This window comes from Argonema antarcticum A004/B2 (assembly GCF_023333585.1).
GTDB lineage: Bacteria > Cyanobacteriota > Cyanobacteriia > Cyanobacteriales > Aerosakkonemataceae > Argonema > Argonema antarcticum.
Map to the genome: position 1 here is coordinate 1 of NZ_JAIQZN010000048.1, position 21,009 is coordinate 21,009.

19 protein-coding genes are annotated in these 21,009 nt (G+C 45.4%); 15 read left to right on the forward strand and 4 right to left on the reverse strand.

The window, feature by feature from the left end; all coding sequences use genetic code 11:
- The first annotated feature begins 136 nt into the window (after nucleotides 1-136).
- From LAY57_RS19770 to LAY57_RS19785, 4 genes are all read left to right on the forward strand, one after another.
- Nucleotides 137-316, forward strand: a complete 180-nt coding sequence (locus tag LAY57_RS19770) for a hypothetical protein (RefSeq protein WP_249068536.1) — start codon at nucleotides 137-139, stop codon at nucleotides 314-316.
- 228 nt (nucleotides 317-544) lie between these two features.
- Complete coding sequence (locus LAY57_RS19775; protein ID WP_249068537.1) at nucleotides 545-2,263, forward strand: EAL domain-containing response regulator; 1,719 nt, start codon at nucleotides 545-547, stop codon at nucleotides 2,261-2,263.
- A gap of 498 nt (nucleotides 2,264-2,761) precedes the next feature.
- Nucleotides 2,762-3,952, forward strand: a complete 1,191-nt coding sequence (locus LAY57_RS19780; protein ID WP_249068538.1) for a PAS domain-containing protein — start codon at nucleotides 2,762-2,764, stop codon at nucleotides 3,950-3,952.
- A 14-nt stretch (nucleotides 3,953-3,966) separates the two neighbouring features.
- Complete coding sequence (locus LAY57_RS19785; protein WP_249068539.1) at nucleotides 3,967-5,076, forward strand: hybrid sensor histidine kinase/response regulator; 1,110 nt, start codon at nucleotides 3,967-3,969, stop codon at nucleotides 5,074-5,076.
- Between the two features lie 117 nt (nucleotides 5,077-5,193).
- On the opposite strand, the gene LAY57_RS36785 is transcribed toward LAY57_RS19785, so the two are convergent.
- Nucleotides 5,194-5,460 (reverse strand): hypothetical protein, encoded by a 267-nt coding sequence (locus LAY57_RS36785; RefSeq protein WP_249068540.1) that lies wholly within the window; start codon nucleotides 5,458-5,460, stop codon nucleotides 5,194-5,196.
- 36 nt (nucleotides 5,461-5,496) lie between these two features.
- Between LAY57_RS36785 and LAY57_RS19795 the strand changes: the two genes are divergently transcribed.
- The 10 genes from LAY57_RS19795 (at nucleotide 5,497) to LAY57_RS19840 (ending at nucleotide 15,202) form a co-directional block, all read left to right on the forward strand.
- Nucleotides 5,497-5,934, forward strand: a complete 438-nt coding sequence (locus LAY57_RS19795; RefSeq protein ID WP_338022450.1) for an ATP synthase subunit I — start codon at nucleotides 5,497-5,499, stop codon at nucleotides 5,932-5,934.
- Nucleotides 5,935-5,995: 61 nt separating this feature from the next.
- On the forward strand, nucleotides 5,996-6,757 hold the full coding sequence (gene atpB / locus LAY57_RS19800; protein ID WP_249068541.1) for a F0F1 ATP synthase subunit A: 762 nt from the start codon (nucleotides 5,996-5,998) through the stop codon (nucleotides 6,755-6,757).
- 153 nt (nucleotides 6,758-6,910) lie between these two features.
- The gene (atpE, locus tag LAY57_RS19805; protein WP_249068542.1) at nucleotides 6,911-7,156 is read left to right on the forward strand and encodes an ATP synthase F0 subunit C; all 246 of its coding nucleotides are present in this window, start codon (nucleotides 6,911-6,913) and stop codon (nucleotides 7,154-7,156) included.
- 150 nt (nucleotides 7,157-7,306) lie between these two features.
- The gene (locus LAY57_RS19810; protein ID WP_249068543.1) at nucleotides 7,307-7,741 is read left to right on the forward strand and encodes a F0F1 ATP synthase subunit B'; all 435 of its coding nucleotides are present in this window, start codon (nucleotides 7,307-7,309) and stop codon (nucleotides 7,739-7,741) included.
- Between the two features lie 129 nt (nucleotides 7,742-7,870).
- Nucleotides 7,871-8,413, forward strand: coding sequence for a F0F1 ATP synthase subunit B (locus LAY57_RS19815; RefSeq protein WP_249068544.1), 543 nt, complete (start codon nucleotides 7,871-7,873; stop codon nucleotides 8,411-8,413).
- Nucleotides 8,410-8,964, forward strand: a complete 555-nt coding sequence (atpH, locus tag LAY57_RS19820) for an ATP synthase F1 subunit delta (protein ID WP_249068545.1) — start codon at nucleotides 8,410-8,412, stop codon at nucleotides 8,962-8,964. Before LAY57_RS19815 ends, atpH begins: the two co-directional genes overlap by 4 nt.
- A 73-nt stretch (nucleotides 8,965-9,037) precedes the next feature.
- Entirely contained in the window at nucleotides 9,038-10,558 is a 1,521-nt protein-coding gene (gene atpA, locus LAY57_RS19825; RefSeq protein WP_249068546.1) for a F0F1 ATP synthase subunit alpha, read from the forward strand.
- Nucleotides 10,559-10,659: 101 nt separating this feature from the next.
- Complete coding sequence (locus LAY57_RS19830; protein ID WP_249068547.1) at nucleotides 10,660-11,607, forward strand: F0F1 ATP synthase subunit gamma; 948 nt, start codon at nucleotides 10,660-10,662, stop codon at nucleotides 11,605-11,607.
- Between the two features lie 243 nt (nucleotides 11,608-11,850).
- Nucleotides 11,851-13,521 (forward strand): iron uptake porin, encoded by a 1,671-nt coding sequence (locus LAY57_RS19835; protein WP_249068548.1) that lies wholly within the window; start codon nucleotides 11,851-11,853, stop codon nucleotides 13,519-13,521.
- A gap of 769 nt (nucleotides 13,522-14,290) precedes the next feature.
- On the forward strand, nucleotides 14,291-15,202 hold the full coding sequence (locus LAY57_RS19840) for an Rpn family recombination-promoting nuclease/putative transposase (protein ID WP_249068549.1): 912 nt from the start codon (nucleotides 14,291-14,293) through the stop codon (nucleotides 15,200-15,202).
- A gap of 103 nt (nucleotides 15,203-15,305) precedes the next feature.
- On the opposite strand, the gene LAY57_RS19845 is transcribed toward LAY57_RS19840, so the two are convergent.
- From LAY57_RS19845 to LAY57_RS19855, 3 genes are all read right to left on the reverse strand, one after another.
- Nucleotides 15,306-17,609, reverse strand: a complete 2,304-nt coding sequence (locus tag LAY57_RS19845) for a VIT domain-containing protein (protein ID WP_249068550.1) — start codon at nucleotides 17,607-17,609, stop codon at nucleotides 15,306-15,308.
- A gap of 822 nt (nucleotides 17,610-18,431) precedes the next feature.
- Complete coding sequence (locus LAY57_RS19850) at nucleotides 18,432-19,076, reverse strand: Uma2 family endonuclease (protein WP_249068551.1); 645 nt, start codon at nucleotides 19,074-19,076, stop codon at nucleotides 18,432-18,434.
- A gap of 95 nt (nucleotides 19,077-19,171) precedes the next feature.
- Nucleotides 19,172-19,837 (reverse strand): hypothetical protein, encoded by a 666-nt coding sequence (locus LAY57_RS19855; protein WP_249068552.1) that lies wholly within the window; start codon nucleotides 19,835-19,837, stop codon nucleotides 19,172-19,174.
- Nucleotides 19,838-20,126: 289 nt separating this feature from the next.
- Here LAY57_RS19855 and LAY57_RS19860 point away from each other — a divergent pair.
- Nucleotides 20,127-21,009: DUF4347 domain-containing protein (locus tag LAY57_RS19860; protein WP_249068553.1), on the forward strand; the 883-nt coding region annotated here is incomplete at its 3' end.

Genomic DNA, 21,009 nt, shown 5'->3' on the forward strand with positions numbered 1-21,009 from the left:
GGGGACAAGGAGGACAAGGGGGACAAGGGGGACAAGGAGGACAAGGGGGACAAGGGGGACAAGGAGGACAAGGAGGACAAGGGGGACAAGGAGGACAAGGCCCAGAAGAAAAGCTTTTCGTTTCAATCAACTACTTATGACCAAACACCCCAAACTGATTCAAAAACTGAATCAATTACAGCAGACGACGCAGCAGGAAAGGTTACCTATTATAGCACGACCGTCAGAAATGCTACGTCCCTCCTCAGTACACCGTCTCGTCTACCTAGTAACAGTACGCAGACCTTTGTTTGACAAAAATGAACATCTGTGCTAATAGGGAGAAAAAACGACCAAATCGACAGTATATAGCAACTTTAGGGCGATTAGGGCAACTCCAACTGTTACCTTTACTCCATAATCCCTTACGGAGTAAGCTTTTTCCTCTTCCCTCTTCCCTCTTCCCTAGCCCCTAGCCCCTCTTCCCTAGCCCCTAGCCCCTAGCCCCTAGCCCCTAGCCCCTAGCCCCTCTTCCCTAGCTATAGTTCAGAACCCAGAGGTTATCATGAAAAAAATCTTAGTGATTGAAGACACCGCTGAAATTCGTAACAACATTCAAGAGTTTCTGGAAATTCAAGATTTCGAGGTGATGGAAGCTCAAAATGGACGAATTGGTTTAGATCTGGCTCGCAAAAATAAGTTCGATTTAATTCTTTGCGACATCATGATGCCAGAGATGGATGGTTATAGTGTAATTTCAGCGCTACGTGAAGACCCAGCCACGGCTGATATTCCTTTCATTTTCCTAACGGCTAAATGCGATCGCGTTGATTTGCGACAAGGGATGAACTTAGGTGCGGATGATTATATCACTAAACCGTTTACTCCCTATGAACTACTAGAAGCCGTTACTGCTCGACTGAATCGAGTGGCACAACAAAATGAAAAGCTTAAGCAAGTTTCCGAGCGTGTAGAACATTTAGAAAACTTCGATGCTTTAACTGGCTTGCCGAACCAATCAGCTTTACAGGGAGACTCTGGATATTTCAATGAGGTAATTAGCAAAGCTGACAGAAACAGGAGTTTGGTTCCTTTCCTGCTCTTAGGTCTAGACCGATTTGGCCGCATTAACGATACTGTCGGTTATTCTAACGGCAATCTAATTTTACAAAAACTGGCACAGCGATTAATTTCTTTTACCGAACGGACTGCGGGAGCGGCTGTAGCTAGAGTGAGCGGCGATGAGTTTGCTCTAGTCTTGCCACCCGTTATCGACCAAGAGTCGGCAGTTGCTAAAGCTCAAGACATCCTGAAACTAATTGCTCAACCTTTAGACCTTAACGGTAAATCAATTCCGCTCACAGGTAGTATCGGCATCGCCTTTTACCCAACTGCATGGAACGTAGAAGAGCTTCAAAAACAGGCCAGTATAGCAATGAGTTCGGCTAAAAGCGAGGGAGGCAATCGCTGTTCAGTTTATACCCGGCCAATTTTTGGGCACGAATTCTCCAGGGATTTGCAACTAACCGCTGATTTCCAACAAGCTTGGGAAAGAAAAGAACTCCAAGTTTTCTATCAGCCTAGAATTGACCTTCGCAATCAAAAAATCGTTGCTTTAGGAGCAGTTGTACATTGGCAACACCCAAGTCGAGGTTTAATTTCACTTGAAAAAACCTTATCAGTTGCCGAAGAAGCTGGGTTGACCGTTCCCTTGAATGAATGGATACTGCGTATAGCTTGTCAACAAGCAAAAGTCTGGCGACAGTCTCGTGTTTTTGCCAGAGTAGCCGTTAGTCTTCCAACACAACTGTTTATAGACAATAATGTAGAATCAAAAATTGTCAGTGCCTACGAAGATGCCGGACTCGATCCTCAGTTTTTAGAACTAGAAATAGCGGCTGATACCATCGCTAGTATCGCCAATGTTAACGCAACTGCAAGAAAGTTGATGACATGGCGTGATGTAGGGATTCAAACTACTATAAGTAGTTTTGGACTCAAACACGCTTCCTTAGACTATCTAGAAAGTTTAGTATTAAATAACTTGAAGATGGAACCAATTTCTGCTACAAAAGTTTTACAGAATGCCCCGATTCTCAATGCCATAATTCAAATGGCACATCGGCTAAAGCTTAGGGTGGTCGCCGAGGGCGTCCAGACAGAAGCAGAAGCTGTCTTGCTGAAAAAACAAAAATGCGATGAAATTCAATGGAAAGAGTCGTTACCAGCTAAACAACTTCAAAATTTAGCTAAAGGAATCAAGGGAATCAGAATTTCCAATTGAGTATAGCAAAGTGCAACGGAAGCCGTACAAACACAGTCCCCTCCTTGCGAAGAAGCGTTTAATACTGTCCTAATGTATGCGCGTAGCGCTGTACCCTGATTCACTACGCAACGAATCGCACTTTTTCGTCCGATGTTGAATGCTCCGTTCACATCGGCATTAATTTTTGGCTCTTTCGGAGTTATGATGCTTTTGTTCAAAAAATCACATTTTTATGCTTCTGCTCCTCTGCTCAAGATCGCAAGCGCTCAAATAGCATAGTAAATACAGAAGAGCCGTTTTTTCTTTTTTGTTGGGTGTATAAACTTAGTGAAGTTTTACAATACCTTCGGGTTTTACTGAGAGTTCCTATGCGAGGACTTGCTTGTCACCACGGATGACGCTTAGCAGGCTAGTACTGTTTAGTTAGAGTATGGCTTTGAGGACTGCGATTCTAGTATCAACGGAGTGGCGATCGCAGCCATTAAAGCCCAGGAACCGCTGTATCCCTAGCAACCCATGCCATTTCTTAATAACTCACCCCTCAGTTTACCCGCTCTGGAGCGGGCAATAGACCGTCACCCCATCACCGTAGCACCAGATATGTTGGTAGCAGACGTTCTATTGCTGATGGGGCGAAATAATAGCAGAAGCGATGCGTTCGCTCAGCGTTTTCCCTCATTACGTATTGCTGATATCTCCCCACAAGAGGAAACTATCCTCGACACTGATGGCGAGTGGGATGCAGGGGAAGTGTTCCTAGATAAGGGAAAGGACTGCACCGTTATCCTACGCAACTACCGCAAGGATGGCACTTTGTTCTGGAACGAATTGAGCATTGCACCCATTTACGATCGCCAAGGGAATCTCACCCATTTCATTGGCGTTCAAACCGATATCAGCGATCGCAAGCAAGCAGAAGCTTCCCTGCAACAGGCGAAAGATCAACTGCGAGCCGTTTTGGATGCCGTACCCGGATTTGTTTCTTGGGTTAGTTCCGACTTGCGATACTTGGGTGTTAACCAACATCTTGCCAATGCCCATAACTTGCCACCAGATAGTTTCGTCGGTCAAGATGTAGGCTTTATGGAAAATAGCCCGCATTTTTCTGAATTTATGCGCCAGTTTATGGCTGGTTCAGGTCAAGCAGCCAGCCTTATCGTTGATGTAAAAATCAATCAGTCTACCCGAAACTACCTGATTGCAACTCAAAAATATCACCAAGGCAATGCCGCTGTTTCTGTCGTCAAGTCAATGCCGCTCATTCACGAAAAGTTATACCAGTCTGAAGGCTTAGCAGAAATTGATGCTTCTGACTATATTAGCAATCTCGCCCAAAACTTATTTTCATCTTATAATGTTTCTGCTCATTCGATAGAATTACACTTAGAGGTAGAGCGAATTATTTTAGATATTGATACGTCTGTTCCTTGCGGACTCATTATCAACGAATTAATGTCAAATGCGCTGAAATACGCATTTACTCAAAATAGAAAAGGGAAATTAAGTATCGGCTTTACCGCTAACAACCAAAATGAAATTATTTTGACAGTTAGCGATGACGGCGTTGGCTTACCTCCTGGATTCGATATTGAATTAAGCGAGTCTTTAGGTTTGCAGTTAGTCTACAATTTAACCGAACAACTGGGCGGCAAGATCGAGATTGACTGTAGCAACGGGGCATCTTTTAAAATTACATTTTCACGCTAGCTTAGGGCAATAAAATGACAGTCAATATCATGGTCGTTGAAGATGAAATTATCATTGCAATGGATATCAAGGAGCGGCTTAAAAAGTTAGGATATACGGTTCCTGCTATTGTTGCTTCTGGAGAAAAAGCAATTCAAAAAGCAGAAGAAATTCAGCCAGATTTAGTGTTGATGGACATCATGTTAAAGGGAGCTATGGACGGAGTGGAAGCCGCAGACATTATTTGGAATCGTTTGAGGTTTCCCGTGGTATTTCTGACGGCTAATACTGATATAAAAACTATAGAACGAGCTAAGAAAACTCAGCCTTTTGGTTATCTAGTTAAACCATTTGAAGAAAAAGAATTATACACAACGATTGAAATTGCTTTGGCTCGACATCAAGCCGAAATTGAGATTCGCAAAGCACTGGAAAAAGAAAAGGAACTAGGGGAATTAAAGTCTCGCTTTGTAACGATGGTTTCTCATGAATTCCGCACACCGATGGCGACTATTTTATTTTCGGCTGGTTTATTAGAAAAATACCAGTCTATATGGCATGAAGAAAAAAAAATGACTCATATTCATCGCATTCAAACCGCGATTGAACACATGACAGATCTGTTAAATGACGTGCTAGTAGTTGGAAAAGCCGAAGCCGGAAAACTAGAGTTTAGGCCAGCACCGATGGATTTAGAAGGTTTCTGTCATCAACTACTGGAAGATATAAAACACGCCGACAAAGAATGTCATCCCCTCGAACTGACTATTCAAAGTGCTGTCTCTAATGCTTGTATGGATGAAAACTTGCTGCGTCACATTTTAACTAATTTACTTTCCAATGCTATTAAGTACTCACCCCAAAACTCTCCCGTTCAGTTTCAACTTTTATGCCAAGACGGGCAAGCCGTTTTTCAGATTCGAGATGCAGGGATTGGAATTAATCCCGAAGACGAAAAACAACTTTTTGAAATGTTTCATCGAGGCACGAATGTCGGTAACATTTCTGGCACGGGATTAGGGTTAACTATTGTTAAAAAGTCTGTAGATTTGCATCAAGGACAAATCGCTGTGGAAAGCGAACCTGGGGTGGGAACAACGTTTACAGTAACGTTACCATTGAATTTGGATAGTCAAATATCATGATCGGCGAACGCCTACGGCACGGGGTGTGGTCAAAACCCGTTGGTGATGTAGGGGACAAGGGGGACAAGGGGGACAAGGGGGACAAGGCCCAGAAGAAAAGCTTTTCGTTTCAACCAACTACTTATGACCACACCCAATCACAACTGACCACTGACAACTGACCACTGACCACTGACCACTGACAACTGACCACTGACCACTGACAACTGACCACTGACCACTGACCACTGACCACTGACCACTGACCACTGACAACTGACAACTGACCACTGACCACTGACCACTGACCACTGACCACTGACCACTGACCAACGCGCAGATTAATCTTATTTTAAGTATTGTTACTTCAACATGGTATGATTGCTTTTGGCACAAAAGAGCCAAGTCAATTCGCCGGACTGATTTGCAAGTCTCATAACCTTGTCAAACTCATCTCATCAACCCACCAGCGTAACTGGGGAGGTTTCGCAACCCGATACCCTGGCACCAACACCCAGCAAATCCATGCAGGAATACCATAACCTGCAAAAAGGTTTGCTGATCGCCACCCTAGCCTGTACAGGGATTATTTTTATCTCTGTCTGGATTTCTTACAACCTTAACATTGCCCTAAATTATTTGATTGGGGCGTGTACAGGTGTGGTTTACTTGAGAATGTTGGCTAAAGATGTTGAGCAACTTGGCACGGAAAAACAGCGTCTGAGCAAAACTCGGTTCGCCCTGTTTATTGGGTTGATTATAGTAGCAACTCAATGGCGTCAGCTACAGATTGTCCCAATATTTTTGGGATTTCTGACTTACAAAGCCGCGCTCATCATCTATATGATGGGAACGGTCATGCCTTCTGACCCTAAATAGGTTAGATACGCTTGGAATCCTCCCCTAGATCGATTTGTGGGAAAACTTCCTGAATGGAAAAATGCTCAGTGTCTTAAATGGCTTGAATTCTTTGACTCTAGCCTCATTGGAAGTAGGACATCACTTCTACTGGCAATTAGGCAATCTGAAAGTACATGGGCAAGTTTTTCTCACCTCCTGGTTTGTGATTGGTCTTTTAGTAGTAGCTTCACTCTTGGCTACTCGCAACATCCAGAGAATTCCCAGCGGCATACAAAATTTTATGGAATACGCCCTGGAATTTATTCGAGATCTGGCAAAAAACCAGTTGGGTGAGAAAGACTACCGTCCCTGGGTGCCGTTTATTGGCACGTTGTTTTTGTTTATCTTCGTATCGAATTGGTCGGGAGCGTTGATTCCCTGGAAGCTTCTCCGGCTACCAGAAGGAGAGCTAGCCGCCCCCACTAATGACATCAATACGACAGTAGCTTTGGCATTACTAACTTCCTTGGCGTACTTTTACGCTGGTTTTAGTAAGCGCGGTTTAGGGTACTTTAAGAAGTATATCGAGCCGACGCCGATTCTATTGCCGATCGCGATTCTAGAAGATTTCACCAAGCCCCTTTCCCTTAGCTTCCGTTTGTTTGGAAACATTCTGGCGGATGAGCTGGTGGTAGCAGTACTGGTACTGCTAGTTCCTCTGTTCGTGCCGCTGCCAGTAATGGCGTTAGGTCTATTTACTAGCGCCATTCAAGCTCTAGTATTTGCCACCTTAGCAGCCGCCTACATTCACGAGGCGATGGAAGGGCATGGTGGTGAAGAACATGAGGATCATTCTCATTAGGCAAGGATGAAGGATGAATAAAATCATTCTGTCTTACGCCTTCTGAAAGTCCTCATTTGATGTAAATTTAGGTTTGGATTAGGTTTTTAACCGAAAATCCTAGAATCCAAAATCAAAAATCGGTTGTTCTGTCGTTAAGCTAAGTAAAACATCATGGATCCATTGGTTTCTGCTGCTTCAGTTATAGCTGCTGCTCTGGCAATTGGTTTGGCTGCAATTGGCCCTGGTATTGGTCAAGGTAACGCCGCAGGTCAAGCTGTAGAAGGTATTGCCCGTCAGCCCGAAGCTGAAGGCAAAATTCGCGGTACTCTCCTGTTAACTTTGGCATTCATGGAATCCCTGACCATCTACGGTTTGGTAATTGCCCTGGTGCTGCTGTTTGCTAACCCGTTCGCTTAAATAAAGTTTTGAGTTAGGTAATAGGGAATTTTAGATTTTAGATTGTAGATTTGGGATTTAATTTAAATCTGCCATCTACAATCTAAAAGTTGAAATTCCCCAATTACCCAATTACCAACTTAAGTTCAGTAGTTGTTAAATCAGTAAAAAATGTTTGACTTCGACGCCACGTTGCCTTTGATGGCAGTGCAGTTTCTACTGTTGGCAGTGCTGTTGAACGCGATTTTCTACAAGCCGCTGACCAAGGTGCTAGACGATCGCGATAATTACATCCGCACCAATGAGGCCCAAGCCCGCGAACGCTTGTCTAAAGCTGAGATGTTGGCGAAACAATATGAGGAACAGCTGGCTAATGCCCGCAGGCAATCTCAAAATTTGATCGCAATAGCTCAGGATGATGCCAGGAAAATCGGCGCTACGAAAATTGCTGAAGCTCAAAAAGAAGCTCAAGCTCAAAGAGAACAAGCTCAGTCAGAAATAGACCGGCAAAAGCAAGAAGCGATGCAAAGGCTTGAAGAACAAGTAGATTCTTTGAGTCGCCAGATTTTAGAAAAACTCTTGGGGCCAGAGCTTGTCAATAGATAGAGATAAGTGCTGAGTACTTCGGCTTTAGTGCTGAGTATGACCCTACGGATGAATCAGTACTGCTAAAAGAAGCCCTGTCCGATCGACATGGCTTAGTCAAGATCTGTTGGGATTTTTAGGAACGGTATCATGGGGACTTTCTTATTACTGGCCGCAGAGGCTCACGAGGCAGCTGGAGAAGGTGGTTTCGGCATAAACTTCGACATTTTTGAAGCAAACCTGATCAACCTTGCCATTCTGATTGGCGTGTTAGTTTACTTTGGGCGTAAAGTCTTGACCAAAACATTGGGAGATAGACGCGCCAGGATAGCAGAGGCAATTAAAGAGGCAGAACAACGCCAACGTCAAGCAGCCGAAGCGCTGGCAGATCAACAGCGTAAGTTGGCTCAAGCGCAAGCCGAAGCAGAACAAATTAAAAAAGCAGCAGCAGAAAACGCTCAAAAAGCTAAAGAAAATCTCTTGGCTCAAGCAGCGCAAGATGTGGAAAATTTGAAGAAAACAGCTGCTCAAGATTTGAATACAGAAATAGAGCGGGCGAATGCCGAACTGCGCCAGCGTGTCGCGGCATTGGCTATGCAGCGAGTAGAATCGCAGCTGAAATCCGTCTTAGATGAATCCGCTCAACAACAATTAATCGATCGCAGCATCGCCAGTGTAGGAGGTGGGTCTTGAGAGGCAGTTTAGTAAGCGCTGAAGTACTGGAGCCTTATGCTGAGGCATTGATGTCTATCGCTCAATCCCAAAACCTGACAGACAGGATTGGCGAAGATGTAAATTATTTGTCCGATCTGCTCAAAAGCTCAGAAGAACTGCGGCTGTTTCTGAGTAATCCAATAGTGGAATCGCAAGCTAAAAAAGCTGTGTTGCAGCAATTGGCAGGCGAACAAGTCCACCCCTACACAATGAATATTTTGAAGCTGCTGGTAGACCGGCGACGCATCCTCTTTTTAGAAGGAATTTGCGAACACTTCAAAACTCTCCTGCGGCAGATAAAGCAAACAGCTTTAGCTGAAGTAATTTCAGCTGTAGAACTCACCGAAGCTCAGCAGCAAGCTATTACTGAAAAGGTAAAAGCGCTCTCCGGTGCCCATCAAGTTGAACTGAAGACAAAAATTGACCAGGATTTAATTGGTGGCGTCATCATCAAAGTAGGTTCTCAGGTGCTTGATGCCAGTTTGCGAGGACAGCTTCGCCGGATCGGAATGCGCTTGAGTGCGGGATAAGTCATTAGTCATTAGTAAAAGACAACTGACAACTGACAACTGACAACTGACAACTAACAACTGACAACTAATCATGATTAGCATCAGACCAGACGAAATTAGCAGCATTATTCGCCAACAAATTGAAGAATACGGTACAGAAGTTACTGTTTCTAACGTTGGGACTGTATTGCAAGTGGGCGACGGGATTGCCCGGATTTATGGCCTCGACAAGGTAATGGCGGGCGAACTGCTGGAATTTGAAGATGGCACGATCGGCATCGCTCTAAACTTGGAAGAAGATAACGTCGGCGCAGTGCTGATGGGCGAAGGACGCAGCCTTCAAGAAGGCAGCTCCGTGAAAGCTACCGGCAAAATCGCTCAGGTGCCAGTGGGAGACGCCATGATCGGTCGCGTGGTAGACGCCCTGGGTCGCCCGCTTGATGGTAAGGGAGATATTCATACAACCGAAACCCGTCTGATTGAATCAGTAGCACCTGGAATTATTCAACGGCGATCGGTTTACGAACCTCTGCAAACTGGTATTACGGCTATTGACGCGATGATTCCAGTCGGTCGGGGTCAGCGGGAACTGATTATCGGCGATCGTCAAACTGGAAAAACTTCGATCGCAGTTGACACGATCATCAACCAGAAGGGCGAGAATGTCATCTGCGTCTATGTTGCGATCGGTCAAAAAGCTTCCACAGTCGCCAACGTGGTGAACGTCCTCCAAGAAAAGGGGGCAATGGAATATTCGATCGTAGTCGCAGCTAATGCCAATGACCCGGCAACCCTACAATTCTTGGCTCCCTACAGTGGTGCCAGTATTGCTGAGTACTTCATGTACAAGGGCAAGCACACCCTGATCATCTACGATGACTTGTCCAAGCAAGCGCAAGCTTATCGCCAAATGTCCTTGCTGCTGCGTCGTCCTCCCGGACGGGAAGCTTATCCCGGAGATGTGTTCTACTTACACTCTCGCTTGTTGGAACGCGCTGCTAAGTTGAGTAACGAACTCGGCGAAGGCAGCATGACCGCCCTGCCAATTATCGAAACGCAAGCGGGTGACGTTTCTGCTTACATCCCCACAAACGTGATTTCGATTACCGACGGTCAGATCTTCTTGACTTCAGATTTATTCAACTCCGGCTTGCGTCCGGCAGTCAACCCCGGTATCTCCGTGTCGCGGGTAGGTTCAGCCGCTCAAACCAAGGCCATGAAACAGGTGGCTGGTAAACTGAAGTTGGAACTGGCACAGTTTGACGACTTGGCCGCTTTTGCACAGTTTGCCTCGGATTTGGATAAGGCAACTCAAGACCAGTTGGCGCGGGGTCAGCGCTTGCGGGAACTCTTGAAACAGCCCCAAAATTCGCCCCTCTCAGTTGCTGAGCAAGTGGCAGTTGTGTACGCTGGTCTGAATGGATATTTGGATGACCTGCCTGTAGAAAAGGTCGCTCCTTTCGCCAGGTCGCTGCGGGATTATTTGAAAACCAGCAAGCCGAAGTATATCGAGCTGATCCGCAATGAGAAGAAATTGGGTGATGAAGCTGAAGCTTTGCTGAAGGAAGGAATCATTGAATCTAAGAAAACTTTCCTAGCAACAGCCAAGTAATTTGTTCTTAGTATTCGGTCATTAGTCATTAGCGAAAACTAATGACTAATGACCGAATACTAATGACTACTGACTACTGACTACTGACTAATGACACAACTATGGCAAATCTAAAAGTAATTCGCGATCGCATTAAGTCGGTCAAAAACACCAAAAAAATCACAGAGGCGATGCGCTTGGTGGCAGCTGCCAAGGTGCGCCGCGCCCAAGAACAAGTAACCGCCACGCGCCCCTTTGCTGACGCTCTGGCTCAGGTTCTCCACGGTTTGCAGTCCCGCTTAAAATTTGAAGAGGCAAATCTTCCCCTACTCAAGGCTAGGGAAGTTAAATCGGTGGGGTTGTTGGTAATTACAGGCGATCGCGGTTTGTGTGGCGCTTACAATACTAACGTCATCCGTCGTGCTGAAATCCGCTCCAAAGAACTGAAGTCAGAAGGTCGCGACTACAAGTTTATCCTCGTAGGACGCAAAGCGATCCAGTATTTCCAACGTCGCAACCAACCAATTAATGCGACATACACTGGATTGGAACAAATTCCCACAGCAGCGGAAGCTTCATCGATAGCTGACCAAATACTGTCTTTGTTCCTGTCAGAGGGAGTAGACCGGGTTGAGTTGATTTACACTAAGTTTGTCTCGTTAATCAGCTCTAGACCAGTGATTCAAACATTGCTCCCCCTCGATACGCAAGGTTTGGAAACCCCAGATGATGAAATTTTCCGTCTCACCACTAAAGGCGGTCAATTTCAGGTAGAACGCAGCAAAGTTAGTTCAGAAGTTCAGAGCTTCCCTCAAGATATGATTTTTGAGCAAGATCCAGTGCAAATTCTGGATGCTCTGTTGCCATTGTACCTGAATAACCAATTGCTGCGATCGCTGCAAGAGTCAGCGGCTAGCGAACTGGCAGCGCGGATGACGGCGATGAACAATGCCAGCGACAACGCTAGCGAATTGATTGACAAGCTCTCTCTTTCCTACAATAAAGCACGTCAGGCATCAATTACCCAAGAACTGTTAGAAGTTGTGGCTGGTTCCGAAGCTCAGGGTTAGGAGCATTTTCAGCTTTTCACCCCCAGCTTTATAGCGTCTGGAATTCCAGGCGCTTTTTTTATTTCTGCTACGCATTGACCTAATCCAGCCCACATTCCGCACCCCCTAGATGTAGTGTGTCACACACTCTATTTTTTACACATTTAGTGTAGTACTAATGAGCTAAACCCTATATGTAACAAGCAAAAACTCTAAATTAGAGGTAAAATTAGATTTGGTTCTTAGTGGAGTAGGAGGTGACAAATGAATATAAAAATATCTAAAATATATTGCCAAATTTTAGTACTCATGCTAATAATCCTCGGCAGTGGGATGATCCGATCGCAAACTGCTTCTTCTGAAAGTGTCTCCATCACAGAGCTGGAAAACCCCTCACCCACTCCAACCGCTCTAGAACAACCCTTAACCAATCTTAGTGTCACCCCAGGGAAAACCGCCTCAATGGCGAGAGTGACCTCAGTATCCAGTCTCACAGACGTACAGCCGACAGATTGGGCTTTTAGTGCGTTGCAATCTCTAGTGGAAAGATACGGTTGTATCGAAGGATATCCGGATAGCACCTATCGCGGCAATCGGGCTATGACTCGCTACGAATTTGCAGCTGGATTAAACCAATGCTTAAATCGAATCAACGAACTAATCGCCGCACAAACCTCTGGCGTTAGTAAAGAAGACTTAGCCACACTAGAAAGGCTGGTTGCAGAATTCTCTAACGAACTAACTTCTTTGAGAGGTCGCCTATCTTCATTAGAAGCGCGTGCAACAACAATAGAGAAACAGCAGTTTTCCGCCACCACCAAGTTAAGAGGTGAGATAATAACCTATTTGGGAGATGCCTTTGGCGAAAATGCCTCCGATGCCAATAACACGACATTTGGCTATCGCGCTCGCCTCTCTTTCGTTAGCAGCTTCACAGGTAAAGACACCTTGCTAGTCAGATTGCAAGCCACCAATTTAAGAAGATTTGACAGTGCAACTGAATTTCCAGTAGGTGCTTTGAGCGGTGCTACAAATGAAACCCGCTTTGTGGCATCTACATTATCTGGAAATGGGGAAGTAAGACTCAACTTATTGGCATACAGTTTCCCATTGACGGACAACCTCTCAGTGCGTTTGGGTGCGTTCGGCAGCGATCGTATTTTATCAGAACCGATCAGTCAGTTAAACAATTCGCGGCTCGGCCCAATATCGAACTACGGTCAAGTCAATCCTCTGATTTACCCAGTCAATCAGCAGACAGGAATTCTTTTGCAATGGCAGACTGCACGCTGGCTTAATATCGACTTTTCCTTGAGTAGCGAAGGGCCATCAAATAACCCCAGTGTGGGAGTGTTTAACGGCGGTTACTCTGCTTCTGTGCGTCCGGTGATAAATTTGGGTAGATTTAGGTTTACTGGGTTTTACGTTTACAGTTACTCGCCTGAGTTCGGTATCGATACTTTGGCTGGTAGTAATGCGGCTAAAGTAATCGGGGCAGGGCCAGTGGCTGCTAATACTTATATTGGCGCAGCTTTCTATCGAATATTGCCTTCTGTGGATTTGGGCGGTTCGGTTGCTTATTCTAATGCACGGGCGTTGGGGGAGGGTACTAAGGGCGATGCACAGGTATGGGATTATGATGTGAATTTGACTTTTTATGATTTGGGGAAGAAGGGAAATATAGGTGGTTTAATTGTTGGAGTACAACCCAGGTTGGCGGGTACTAGCAATGGGGCGCTCTCAGAAGCGATTGGTTTACCACCCGGTCAGAGGAGCGATCGCGATGTGGGGTATCATATAGAAGCATTTTACACTTATCGGATAAATAATAATATTGCTGTTACCCCCGGTCTGATTTGGTTGACTGCTCCCAATCAGGACGAACGCAACCCGGATATGATTATTGGGGTAGTTCGGACTAGCTTTACTTTTTAGGGCAAGGCTAAGGTTTCAATTCATAGACCCAGCAGCAGATTCCCGCGTAATTCTCGCTTAAACTCTTACCACGATCGATTGTTGCTCAAATAGGGTAGCATTACCTCCAGGCGATCGTCGGTTAAATCTAATCCTCTAAGTATAGCAACCGCCAGGGCGATTAAGTAGGGGCGGGGTAACCCCGCCCCTACTCCAACTGTTACCTTTAGTCCATAATCCCTTACTTCGTCAAGCTTTTTCCTCTTCCCTCTTCCCTAGTCCCTAGCAAGAAAGCCCCTAGTCCCTAGCTATACATCAATCAGAACTAAACTTGCTTTAGAATTAAGAAAGTTTCACGAATACTTGATGAATAGCTGTTCTGGAGAACGAGTGATAAGCTAAGACGCATCTAATTTTTCAAGTCGAACACCGCACAGTAAGGTTTTCAGGCTCCAAAAAGTACAATTTAGATGCGTAGCAGCTTAATAAAGTCACAAGTTCCATTCAATCCTTGGGTAGCTTCAAAGGTGAAATCTACGCCTCCTCAATTGAGAATTCGCAAACCCAGGCGAATGATACTATTAATAGATGAGGGAGCTTGCCAAGAAACGATCGATCGCCTAATCGCATCAACAACATTTTGCTCTTTCACCCTCGAAAATATATCGTCCAATAAAAGAGACTGAAAGATTATTAAATGCGATCGAAACCAGATTTCTTAAAATAATTGCATCATTTCAGCGTGAGAATATGAGAAAATTAATCTCGATCCATCCGCGACAACCTTTCCATGCGGCGAGACTCAATATTTTACAAAATCTTCCAACAGTCCCCCACCCTGCTGTTCAACTTACTCGCAACTCCCCCTGCAAATGCCAGCGCCTACCGCTTTGACTCAGTAGCAGTCAAAGAACCGAAATTTGAGATTGATGGCGTATTTCTGCCGCCAGATACCGGAAATGCAGGCATCATCTACTTCTGCGAGGTACAATTTCAGAAGGATGAACGGTTATACGAACGCTTGTTCGGTGAAGCATTTCTATATTTTTACCGCCATCGAGAGCGTTATTCTGATTGGCAAGCTGTAGTCATTTATCCGACACGCAGTATCGAACAGAGTGATGCTCATCCCTACCGATCGCTGCTAAACTGTGACCAAGTGCATCGGGTGTACCTGAACGAACTGGGAGAGATTCGACAGTTACCGTTAGGGATAGCCTTGATGGTGCTGACAATCCTAGAAGAAGAACAAGCACCAGAGGAAGCACGATATTTATTAGCACGGGCACAACAAGAAGTCAGCGACCCAGAAGCAAGTCGGGCCATAATAGATACGATCGCGACGATTTTGGTCTACAAGTTTACTAATTTAAGTCGGCGGGAGGTAGAAGCAATGCTGGGAATGCGATTAGAAGAAACCAGAGTTTATCGGGAAGCTAAAGAAGAAGGTCGTCAAGAAGGTCGTCAAGAAGGTCGCCAAGAAGGTCGCCAAGAAGGTCGCCAAGAAGGTCGCCAAGAAGGACAACAGCAGGAAGCTGCTAATCTAGTTCTCCGTCTTTTGTCGCGCCGCTTTGGAGAGTTATCCCAGGAGATCGGAAAGCGCATTTCCAACCTACCGCTATCTGTGCTGGAAGATTTAAGTGAGGCGTTATTGGATTTTAGCAGTCTGGATGATTTGTCAGCTTGGTTAGAGGCACATTAGACTGCTAGCAAAAGTTCCACATTTGGGATTTTTTACGGCAGATGAATTTGAGGCAGAAACCCGGTTTCTTCAAGAAACCGGGTTTCCGATCCCTGTAACTTCCTCAATTGAGAATTCGCAAACGCAGGCGAATGATACTATTAATAGATGAGGGAGCTTGCCAAGTTAAGATCGATCGCTTAATCTCATCAATCACATTTTGCTCCTTCACTGTAGAAGCTTTGTCATCCAACACAATCCGCTGGATGCGACCATTTTTGATCGATAATTCCAAGACAACTTCGCCGCTGATGTTGTTTGGAATATTGACATTTTGTAGCTTTTGTGTAATGGATGCGATCGCATTTCCATCCAGTCCATCAGCGCTAATCACCTCAATCCGAGAAGTCCTTTGTGCCAGGTCGCCAGTCTCTTGAATTCGCGCAGGACGTGGCGCAGGTGGTGGTGCGGATAAAAAAGGTGCAACACTTTGCGGGCGATTTATGCCGCCAACTCTACCCGTAGGTGCGGCATTTAGCACGTTAGCAGAAGCATCAGCACGTTCTTCTCCAAAAATTCCCTGATAGCTGACGCCTTGGGGCAATTCTACCGGCACTTGCACGCGCTGACGAGTACCATCGGGATTAACGCGCACTTCTTCGCTGACGGCGACAAATGCCGTGTATTGCGACAACAAGCGATAAGTTAAAGCAGTTTCAGTTACTGCATCGACGCCAGATTTTGTTTCGCCGCCAAACATTTGATTCATCAAATCCTTAATTCTGGCGCGTCCCCAAAGTTGTGCGATCGCAGAATTTCCACTACTATTAAAATTAACTGGCAGCATTTTTTCATAGCGTTTGCCACCAGCAGCAATACCAGTAATCCGAAGATTTCCACTAATGCGGTCTTTGTTTTTTCCAAACAAGACTAACGGTTGATTGGCAAATAAGTCAGGCGTAGCGAGTGGATAGATAGTCGGTGCTTCCCCAGAACCTTGCCAAGAAACTTGAATATTTGTCAGGACAGGATTATTGATTTGACGGAAGAACTTTTCGGCAACTTCCTGAGTCGGTTCATCCTGACGAATCACTTGCGAACTACCTCTTCCTACTTCTGCCAAACGATTAATCAAAAACCGATTGATCGAACTGCCAACGCCAAAACCATAAAGACGATTTCCCGGTTTTAAATTTCGCTGAACTTCGGCAATTACCTCATTTTCATTGCCGATATAACCATCAGTTAGGAGTACAATACTCCGCAGGCGTCCTGATTGGGAAGGTGGAAAATTGAGAACGGCGCGAATACCGTTGAGTAATTCAGTTCCGCCTCTAGCATCAAGTCGATCGACATACCCCATTGCTTTAGCGCGATTTTCCGGCGTATTCGCTAAAGGCGTTGGCGATAATTGTTGAGTGGTATTGGCAAAGTCAATAATAGTGAAAGTGTCGTTAGGATTTAACCCATTGATAAAGCGGCGCATTAATTCTTTTGATTTTGCCAAAGGGTCGCCTTGTTGGGAACCTGAAGTATCCATCAAAAAGACAACATCTTTGGGGACAATTTCGTTGGATCGATATTCCAAAGCGGGGATTAAATAAGCGGCGAAGTGCCCGCCTTTATCGTCGGATTGAGTTAAAATTGTGGCTTGGGTGTTATTTCCAGCCACGCGATATCGCAGAATTAAATCTTTGTTGGGAATGGTATCTTCGCTAGCTAATTGGACTTTGAAGATATTGCTTTGGCGAGAAGTAGTGATTTTATGAGAAGTTGAACGAACATCAGCAATTGGCACACCTGCATCTACTTCTACTGTGACGCCAATATCGTGTCCCGAACGAGTTCCGGGGCGCAATACGGGTGGAGTGATGCGAGAGGCGTCACTCACTCTGTCTGTATCGCCTCCCGACGAGGGAATGGGATTGCCTGGAATGTATCTTGGCCCTACTACCATTGGAAAGACAAATTCGTAGTTACCGCCTTCAAATTTGAGACTATCTGTGTAGCGAATCGTGACATTAATTTGTTCGCCCGGTTTGATATTGGCGAGAGATTGAGTAAAGATATTATCGCGTTCTTGTTCTAGGAGTCCGGCGGTGCGTCCTTCCCGTCTGGCCCGATCGTATATTTCCTGCGCTTCTTCCCGTTTTTTGATATTGCCTTTGATAATGCGATCGCCTATCTTAATCTCCATATCATCCACCGCCGCTTCATCGGGTAGTGGAAATACATAAACCGCTTCCAAAGGTTCAGTATAGGGATTTTCAAAAGTTTGCGTCACCTCTACCCGCGACAAATTACCGCTGACTTTGGCTTTAACTTCCGTATGTTTGAGGGGAAACACTTGCTGGCGTCCGTCTTTGGATTGGACGAACAAGCCGCCAGTCGATCGATCTCGTTCGGTTTGGGGTGTGGAAGGTTCCATTCTAGTCCTTTGCGCTACAACCTGGGGAGATTGCGGGGATACGGCGACTGTCCCCATTGTGCCAGAGAGAAGCAAAGTTGCGGGTAAAACATAAACAAGCTTCATAGGTTGCCAAATTAGGAGAATTTACAGGCTTTGGTTTCTAAGATCGCATTTTTGTCGTGCGATCGCGTCCTGGTTGCAGTTTTTGTAACAACATATATTTGGCTTATCATCGAAAAACTTGATTGCAATTCCTACTTATGACAGAACTACACACGAAATCTCAAGTTTGGGGAACGCCGCTACAGAAGGGCGTTCAACGCCTGCTACTGCTTGGTTCGGGAGAACTAGGTAAAGAACTTGCGATCGAAGCGATCTAATTGTGCCAGAAATTGAAGCGATCGCCACGAAGGAATAGAAACCGGGTTTCTTGGAGAAACCCGGTTTCTGAGGCGAAAGAATAGAAACCCGGTTTCTATTTCTTCAGTCCACTTAAGTGGACTTTCGCTATCAGCCTGGGGTTTGAACCCCAGGCGGGCTATGTGATAATTGACTACCGGGCTATGTGATAATCGACTACCGGGCTATGTGATAATCGACTACCGGGCTATGTGATAATCAACTACCGGGCTATGTGATAAGCTAACACGCATCTAATTCGGATATTTCTAATCCGGCAATCAAACCTTCAATTCCTCTCCCACTCCCCCACTCCCCCACTCTCCCACTCCCGCTAAACATACAAATTAAATGCGTAGCAGCTTAATTGACTACCGGGCTATGTTAAAATCGACTACCGGGCTATGTTAAAATCGACTACCGGGCTATGTTAAAATCGACTTAGTTTACAATTGCTCTCACCCAATTTTTAAATGCTTTCATCGTGGCATTTCTCCCCACAACTTTACTCTCTTCGACATACCGATGAATCACTTCGCGTAACTGCGAAAATTGGGAAAATATCCGGCTATTTTCCGATTCGATATATTTCCCATCTTGCAGTACATTAATTTGCAACCTTTGCCCATTGTATCGCCACAATTCTGTCACACCCAAAGCTTCGTAATTGTTCAATGCAGTGCGCGATGTAATATCAATTTCAATCGCTAAATCTGGTGGCGGGTCTACAGTTAAGTCTATTTTTTTCTTACCTCGGATAGCTGCTTCATTCTGAATGTAGAAACAGGTGTCTGCTTCTACGCCTTGAGACATATTTTTCTTTTTGAAAGTGGTAGAACCGAGATCTCTAAATTCAATATCCATTTGTTCAAGGATTGCCTTAACAAAGTCGCCAATGATTGCTTTATCATCCTCATGTTCTGGTAATGGTGCCATAATTTCCAAAAACTCTTTGCTGTAAGAAACTCTCGCCGCCCGACTTTCTCCCAATTCGTCTAAAATTTGCTCGAACATCTGCCAACTGATGTCTTTCAGTTGCAGAACATTGCCAGGGGGTATAATCAATTGTTTCAGTTCTAGTTGCATAGTTTGAAAACCTCTTCTGAGATTAGACTTGGAAAAATATTCAGTCCACTTAAGTGGACTTTCGCTATGAGCCTGGGGTTTGAACCCCAGGCGGGCTACTTCCCATCGCAATAACTATTGATCTCTTTAACTAACGCCGTATCTTTCATTCTAGCTTGGCTCAAAAATATCAGAGCAAACTTTATACCCTGAGCATCTTGTCTTTGGATAGAAACAGCCATGTTTCGGAATGATTTGCTGATATCTCCATACATGATCGTAAAGCTCGATCGCAAACTTTGCAGCTTCTTATCCTCAACTTCAACATCTTTCAGTATTTTTGCCACTTTATCAAGTTGAACTGCTGCCTTAATGAGCGCTGACGGTTTACCCGTCTTAGCACTTTTAGTAACAGCGTCAGCTTGATTAATTATCTGGTTGATCTTATTACACTGGGTAACTTTGCTCTCGCCGCAACTGACAACCAGACAGCCGATCGCTACAGCCGACAGAATAATGACAGGATAGCGAAAAAAGCCTATCCTTGTCCTGTTTATGCCCTTCTTCTCTGCGATCCGGAAATTCATATATAAAGGTTGCAGGTTTATGAAGTACACCCGGTAAAACTTGGTTTCTTGAGCAATATCTTCGCCATTTCTTTGTAGGTTGGGTTGAGTGAAGCGAAACCCAACGCATTTGCCATCAACCGAACCTACAAAGCGCGTCCTTTTTCCGGATTGGCGAAGGTATTGCTCAAGAAACCGCCTTTTTCTATACCTCATTTGCCTGAAAGTGTTAAGGTTGCGTAAATTTTATGCTAAAGCCTACACAAACTGCTAAATATAGTGCAATACTTTTAAAAGCACAGGTCGCTTTATGTCTTTAGATATATCAAAAAAAGTTAAAAACATTTAAGGTCTGCCGATCGCACTTCTTAAGTAGTCTGTAGCCGATCGCACCACGTTATTTCACGATCGACAAATCCGGTCAAACAACATTCAGCATCTCACGAGTTCAAGCGTAGCATCACCATTCCTCCAATCCCAGCAAACACCCTATCTGTGAAAAACCATGCCAGTCCAAAACTCAGCCGTTGAAAATCTCAATCCTCAAGCAGCGCAAGGAAATGCGATCGCATTTATCGACACTTCAGTTCAAGATTGGCAAACCCTCGCCGCAGGAGTCACGCCGGGAACCGAAGTTATCTTACTGGATGGAACGCGAGATGGCGTCGCCCAAATTACCCAAATTCTGCAAACGCGCTCCAATATCGCCGCCCTACATATTATCTCTCACGGCAGCCCCGGAGAAGTGCAACTCGGCAACGGAACCCTCAATTCCGGCAATCTCGACAATTATACAAATTCACTAAAGCAGTGGCGCAACGCCCTAACCGAAAATGCCGATATTTTAATTTACGGTTGTAACGTAGCGGGAGATCCCCCCCAACCCCCCTTCTTAAGGGGGGGGCTAAGAGACGACTCAGAACCCCCCTTCTTAAGGGGGGGGCTAAGAGACGACTCAGAACCCCCCTTCTTAAGAGGGGGGCTAAGAGACGACTCAGAGCCCCCCTTCTTAAGGGGGGCAGGGGGGATCTCTTTCCTCCACCGTCTCCACCACCTCACCAAAGCCAACATTGCCGCCTCCAAAACTCCCACGGGGAACGCTGCATTAGGCGGAGACTGGGAATTGGAAGTTAAAATCGGCCACCTTACTGCCCCCATCGCCATTACAAAAAGCGCCCGAATTGCCTACAAAGGCATACTGCCTGGAGATTTGATTTGGGCTAAGGGTATCGGCGGCAGTGGTGACGAGATTGGCTATAGCATCGCCGTCGATAGTAGCGGCAACACCTACACCACAGGCTATTTCTCTGGCACGGCAGATTTCGACCCCGGTGCGGGAACGGCTAACCTGACTCCTGCTGGGGGCGCTGACATCTTCATCACCAAAT

Excerpts from the sequence above, each read along its gene's own strand:
- atpA (WP_249068546.1), top strand. The coding sequence starts at position 9,038 with ATGATTAGCATCAGACCAGACGAAATTAGCAGCATTATTCGCCAACAA.
- LAY57_RS19830 (WP_249068547.1), top strand. The coding sequence starts at position 10,660 with ATGGCAAATCTAAAAGTAATTCGCGATCGCATTAAGTCGGTCAAAAAC.
- atpE (WP_249068542.1), top strand. The coding sequence starts at position 6,911 with ATGGATCCATTGGTTTCTGCTGCTTCAGTTATAGCTGCTGCTCTGGCA.
- LAY57_RS19815 (WP_249068544.1), top strand. The coding sequence starts at position 7,871 with ATGGGGACTTTCTTATTACTGGCCGCAGAGGCTCACGAGGCAGCTGGA.
- LAY57_RS19785 (WP_249068539.1), top strand. The coding sequence starts at position 3,967 with ATGACAGTCAATATCATGGTCGTTGAAGATGAAATTATCATTGCAATG.
- atpB (WP_249068541.1), top strand. The coding sequence starts at position 5,996 with ATGCTCAGTGTCTTAAATGGCTTGAATTCTTTGACTCTAGCCTCATTG.
- LAY57_RS19840 (WP_249068549.1), top strand. The coding sequence starts at position 14,291 with ATGCGGCGAGACTCAATATTTTACAAAATCTTCCAACAGTCCCCCACC.
- LAY57_RS19770 (WP_249068536.1), top strand. The coding sequence starts at position 137 with ATGACCAAACACCCCAAACTGATTCAAAAACTGAATCAATTACAGCAG.
- LAY57_RS19835 (WP_249068548.1), top strand. The coding sequence starts at position 11,851 with ATGAATATAAAAATATCTAAAATATATTGCCAAATTTTAGTACTCATG.
- LAY57_RS19850 (WP_249068551.1), bottom strand. The coding sequence starts at position 19,076 with ATGCAACTAGAACTGAAACAATTGATTATACCCCCTGGCAATGTTCTG.
- LAY57_RS19855 (WP_249068552.1), bottom strand. The coding sequence starts at position 19,837 with ATGAGGTATAGAAAAAGGCGGTTTCTTGAGCAATACCTTCGCCAATCC.
- LAY57_RS19775 (WP_249068537.1), top strand. The coding sequence starts at position 545 with ATGAAAAAAATCTTAGTGATTGAAGACACCGCTGAAATTCGTAACAAC.
- LAY57_RS19845 (WP_249068550.1), bottom strand. The coding sequence starts at position 17,609 with ATGGAACCTTCCACACCCCAAACCGAACGAGATCGATCGACTGGCGGC.
- LAY57_RS19810 (WP_249068543.1), top strand. The coding sequence starts at position 7,307 with ATGTTTGACTTCGACGCCACGTTGCCTTTGATGGCAGTGCAGTTTCTA.
- LAY57_RS19780 (WP_249068538.1), top strand. The coding sequence starts at position 2,762 with ATGCCATTTCTTAATAACTCACCCCTCAGTTTACCCGCTCTGGAGCGG.